General features: G+C 65.6%; 6 protein-coding genes. All 6 read left to right on the top strand.

Annotated elements, in window-relative coordinates:
- On the top strand, positions 1–225 hold a 225-nt coding region (locus tag ACRDUX_RS36950), incomplete at its 5' end, for a PhlB family protein (protein WP_526421857.1).
- Entirely contained in the window at positions 222–1,517 is a 1,296-nt protein-coding gene (locus ACRDUX_RS36945; RefSeq protein WP_526421855.1) for an aromatic ring-hydroxylating oxygenase subunit alpha, read from the top strand. The genes ACRDUX_RS36950 and ACRDUX_RS36945, both read left to right, overlap by 4 nt.
- Positions 1,514–2,026 carry an aromatic-ring-hydroxylating dioxygenase subunit beta gene (locus tag ACRDUX_RS36940; RefSeq protein ID WP_526421853.1) on the top strand — a complete coding sequence of 171 codons (513 nt, stop codon included), beginning with the start codon at positions 1,514–1,516 and terminating at the stop codon, positions 2,024–2,026. The genes ACRDUX_RS36945 and ACRDUX_RS36940 overlap by 4 nt, the downstream gene beginning before the upstream one ends.
- Before the next feature lie 13 nt (positions 2,027–2,039).
- Positions 2,040–3,620 carry a class I adenylate-forming enzyme family protein gene (locus ACRDUX_RS36935; protein ID WP_526421851.1) on the top strand — a complete coding sequence of 527 codons (1,581 nt, stop codon included), beginning with the start codon at positions 2,040–2,042 and terminating at the stop codon, positions 3,618–3,620.
- Positions 3,617–4,399: an enoyl-CoA hydratase/isomerase family protein gene (locus ACRDUX_RS36930; protein ID WP_526421849.1), complete on the top strand. Its 783-nt coding sequence runs from the start codon at positions 3,617–3,619 to the stop codon at positions 4,397–4,399. Before ACRDUX_RS36935 ends, ACRDUX_RS36930 begins: the two co-directional genes overlap by 4 nt.
- Positions 4,400–4,408: 9 nt before the next feature.
- The coding region (locus tag ACRDUX_RS36925; RefSeq protein ID WP_526421847.1) for an aldehyde dehydrogenase family protein at positions 4,409–4,764 on the top strand (356 nt) is incomplete at its 3' end.

Below are 4,764 nucleotides of genomic sequence, written 5' to 3'. Positions count from 1 at the left end.
GTCGTACACGCTGCGACACTGATGCACCGGCGCGAACCCGGACTGGTGCACGCTACGAAGCCCTACCCCATCATCGACGTAGAACTGAGCAGCGGTCACCGCATGGTGATGACGACCGTGCGACCCGCGGACACCGCACCCACCATCGGCACGAAAGTGCACATCGGCTTCCGCCGCCTCGGCGACGTCCTGATACCCGCCATCGAATCCTTGGAGGACGAGTGACGACTCTCGAATCAGCCCCCGCCCAATCTGACTTCGACGCGACCACGGTCATCCGGAGCGACCGCGTGCACGGTTCGGTCTACACCTCCGCCGAGATCTTCCGCCGCGAGATGGACACCATCTTCAAGACGGGTTGGGTCTACGTCGCGCACGAGAGCGAGGTCACCGAGCGTGGCGACTATCTCACCCGGGTGATCGGCCACGATCCCGTCGTGGTGATCCGCGGCAAGGACGACGTCGTGCGCGTGGTCTTGAACCGCTGCACGCACCGCGCCAACAAACTCTGCAATGCCGAACAGGGCAATGCCAATTCGTTCCGTTGCCCATATCACGGCTGGACGTTCAGCAACACCGGTGCACTGCAGGGTGTTCCGATGCGGGAAGGCTACGGGGACGCGTTCAACGCCGTGCGTTCCGAGCTGGGTCTGGCCGAGGCGCCGCGGGTGGACAGCTACGGAGGATTCGTCTTCGCCTCGCTGGCACCCGAGGGAATCTCGCTGCTCGAGCACCTCGGAAAGGCGACGGGGGCCATCGACCGACTCCTCAACCTCTCCCCCACCCGCAAGATCGATCTGCGGGCCAACTGGATGAAGCACCTGCACCACGCCAACTGGAAGATGGTGGTGGAGAACAACGTCGACGGCTACCACGCGCTGTTCACCCACGCTTCGGTGTACGACGCGATCAAGCCGGCCAAGGTGTCGCACGTCCCGACCAAGGTCGACGTGCTGGTCCGCGACCTCGGCAACGGTCACTCGGAGATCGACTACACCGACGAATACCGCAAGCTCGACGAGGAATTCGTCTGGTACGGCCGGACCCCGAGGGCAAAACTCGGCAGGTACGTCGATGATCTGGAGAGTGCATACGGCCCCGAACAGGCGCACGACGCGATGGTGGTCGGTCCGCCACACACGCTGATCTGGCCCAACCTGTTCCTCGCCGAGATGAACGTCATGTTCGTCGAACCGCAAGCCCCCGACCGCACCCTCGCTTACACCACCGCGGTGCTCATTCCCGGCCAGGACGCCCTCAACGAGCGCACGCTGCGCCGGTCTGAGGGTGCGATGGGTCCGGCGGGCTTCCTCATCGCCGACGACGGCGAGATCGGCATGCGCAACCAGGCCGGGTTGGCCGCCGAGCTGCCCGAGTGGCTGGTGCTGGCGCGCGGCTTGGAGAGTGACGTAAGCGATGGCAGCGGAATCATCAACCGGGACAAGAGCGCCGAGACGCCTCAGCGCGGATTTTACTCGCAGTGGGCCGCCGTCGTCGGCGGAGGAGCGGGAGCATGACCGTGAATGCCGACCCACGGACACGCCCGGCCCTGCGACCGCTGCCGGACGCGGAGATTCTGTCATTCCTCTATCTGGAGGCGCGTCTCGCCGACGAGGGCCGGTACTCGGAGTGGGAGGCCCTGTGGGCCAATGACGACTCCGTCGTCTACCGCGTTCCCATGCATCCCGACGACGACCCGCGGACCACGCTGGCATACATCAACGACAACCGGCAGCGGATCAAGAGCCGGGTGGCCCAGCTCAACACCGGCAACCGGCACTCCCAGACCCCACCGTCGGTGATGCGCCGCGTCCTGTCCAACAGCGAGGTGGTGGCCGAGGACGCCGATACCGTCACCGTCGAGTCCAACTTCGGCCTCTTCGAATACCGCCTGCGGCAACGCTTCTGGGCGGGACGGGTGACCCACACGATTCGCCGAACGCCGGACGGCCCCTGGTTGGTCCGCAAGATCGTGAATCTGATCGACGCCGGCGGTCCCGTCGAGACCCTCGCGTTCCTCGTTTAAAGGACATTGACTGATGCTCATCGGAGACATCGCCACCAACAATGCGCGCCGCTACCCGGACAAGCGCGCACTCCTCGACGCCGGCCGCGAGCTCACCTGGTCCCAGGTCGACGACCGCGCCCGGCGACTGGCCGGCTTCCTGTCCGATCGGGGGCTGACGTCCGGCGACCGGGTCATGGTGATCGCCCGCAACTGCCTCGAATGGCCCGAGATCTCATTCGGTCTGGCCAAGGCCGGTCTGATCGCCGTCCCGGTGAACATCCGACTGGCGCCCGACGAGGTGGCCCACGTCCGCGACGACTGCGGTGCGCGCGCGGTGATCATCCACGCCGACCACGCCGACAGGTTCCTCGATGAACTGACCGACCTGCCATTGGTAGTGACCATCGGGCCGGAGTACGAATCCGCCTTGGCGGCAGCCGATTTCGGGCAGAGGCAGGACACCCCCGGCCCATCTCCAGATGATGTCGCGGTCATCCTCTACACCAGCGGGACCACCGGTCGTGCCAAGGGCGTGATGCACACCCACCGCGCCCTGCTCTATCAGGCCGCGGACACCAACTTGGTCACCGAGGCCGACCGGTCGGACGTCATGCTGGCCACCACGCCGTTCTTCACGGCAGGCGGCATGGTCCGCACGGTGTCGTGGCTCTACCTCGGCCAGACCATGGTGATCCACCAAAGATTCGACCCGCAGGCCGTGATCGACGAGATCGAACGCAGCGCGATCACCTTCACCACGTTCATCCCGACGATGCTGCACAGGACGCTGGCGATCCTCGAAGACGGTCCACCGCGGGACATGTCCAGCCTTCGGCGGATCTCCTACGGCTCGGCACCCGTGCCACCGGGTCTGGCCCAAAAGGCGATGGATCTGCTCGGCTGCGACCTGCAGCAACGCTACGGCCTGACCGAGTGTGGCGGACAGGCAACCATTCTCACCCCGCAGGACCATCGCGACATCGTCGCAGGCCGGACGTCCATAGGGACGTCATGCGGACAGGAATCACCGATGTGCGCGATCCGCATCGTTATGAACGATGGGAGCGAAGCCCCGGTTGGAGAGATCGGCGAAATAACCATTGTCAGCCCCGCCAATTCGATCGGCTACTGGAACCTGCCGGAGCAGACCGCCGAGGCGTTCCGTCCCGACGGCTTGCGCAGCGGCGACCTGGGTTACCTGGACAAGGACAAGTACCTACACATCACCGGTCGTCGGACCGACCTCATCATCTCCGGCGGGTTCAACGTCTACCCCGCCGAGATCGAGCGGGTCATCGCGGGGAACGCCGGGGTGGACATGGTGGCGGTGGTCGGTGTGCCCGACGCGGAGTGGGGGGAGACTCCGGTCGCCGTGGTCATTCCAAAGTCCCACGTCGACGACCAGGCCACCCTGACAGATGAACTGGCCGCACTGTGCCGCGCGGAGTTGGCCGGGTACAAGCAGCCACGCCGCTTCGTCTACTGGCGCGAGTTCCCGCTGGGACCGGCTGGCAAGATCCTCAAACGCGAGATCGCTAACCAGGTGAACCAGGTGAGCGAAGCGAGTGCGAAGATTCCGGTATCCACCGGATCAACAGAGGAGCGGCCGTGACCGAAAAGACCGACCTGAGGACCATCGAATTCCACGTCACCGACCACGTGGCCACCGTGGCGCTCAACCGCCCCGAGAAGTTGAACAGCTTCACCGAGCAGATGGCCAAGGATCTCGCCGCGGCGTGGGGGCGAGTTCGCGACGACGACGACATCCGGGTCGCCGTACTGTGCGCCAACGGCGGACGGGCGTTCTGCACCGGCATCGACGTATCCGAGGGCACCTGGTGGAAGCACAAGTCGATCTTCAACCAGGAAGACCCGGGCGAACTCCTTGGACCGAAGGCACACAAGGTGTGGAAGCCGGTGATCGCCGCACTGCACGGCATCGTGGCAGGCGGCGCGATGTACTTCGTCAACGAGTGCGACTTCTCGATATGCGCGGAGAGCGCGACGTTCTTCGATCCACATCCCAATGCGGGCATCGTCTCCGCGCTCGAACCGATGGGCATGCGGGCCTTGGGTGTGCCCTACGGCGAGGTGATGCGGTGGGCGCTGCTCGGCAGCGAGGAGCGGATGACGGCACAGACCGCGCTGCGCATCGGCATTGTTACCGAGGTCGTGCCCGACGATCAACTGCGCAGCCGCGCACTGGAACTCGCCGCGGAGATTTCCGCCCGCCGCCCCGAAGGCATTCAAGGGACGGTGCGGGCGATGTGGGAAGCCCGTGATCTGCCGCCGACGATCGCTGCCCGCCACGGCAAGTTCTACACGGATCTGGGCAACGCCGGGGCTGTCGTGGACTCCCTCAACAACAAGAAACGCCCGCGAACTCGATGAGGAGAGCGCATGACTGAGATCACGACCGAACAGCTGGCCGAGTTCGAGCTGCTGATCGGTGGCGAAACATCGCCCGCTGCAAGCGGTTCCACTTATGACAGCACTGATCCCTTCACCGGCAAGCCGTGGGCGCGCGTGCCCGATGGTGGGGCAGCCGACGTCGACCGCGCCGTGGCCGCCGCCCGCGCGGCACTGAACGGACCGTGGGGGGCCCTGACCCCGACCGCCCGCGGCAAGCTGCTGTGGCGCCTCGGCGAGATCATCGCGCGCGAGGCGGAGAATCTGGCCGAACTCGAGGTGCGCGACGGCGGAAAGCTGACGCGCGAGATGGTCGGCCAGATGCGGGCGCTGCCGGACTACTACTT

Source organism: Mycobacterium sp., assembly GCF_050701675.1.
GTDB lineage: Bacteria > Actinomycetota > Actinomycetes > Mycobacteriales > Mycobacteriaceae > Mycobacterium.
Note: the sequence above shows the minus strand (reverse complement) of the source record. Positions and strands in the feature narration are given on the sequence as shown.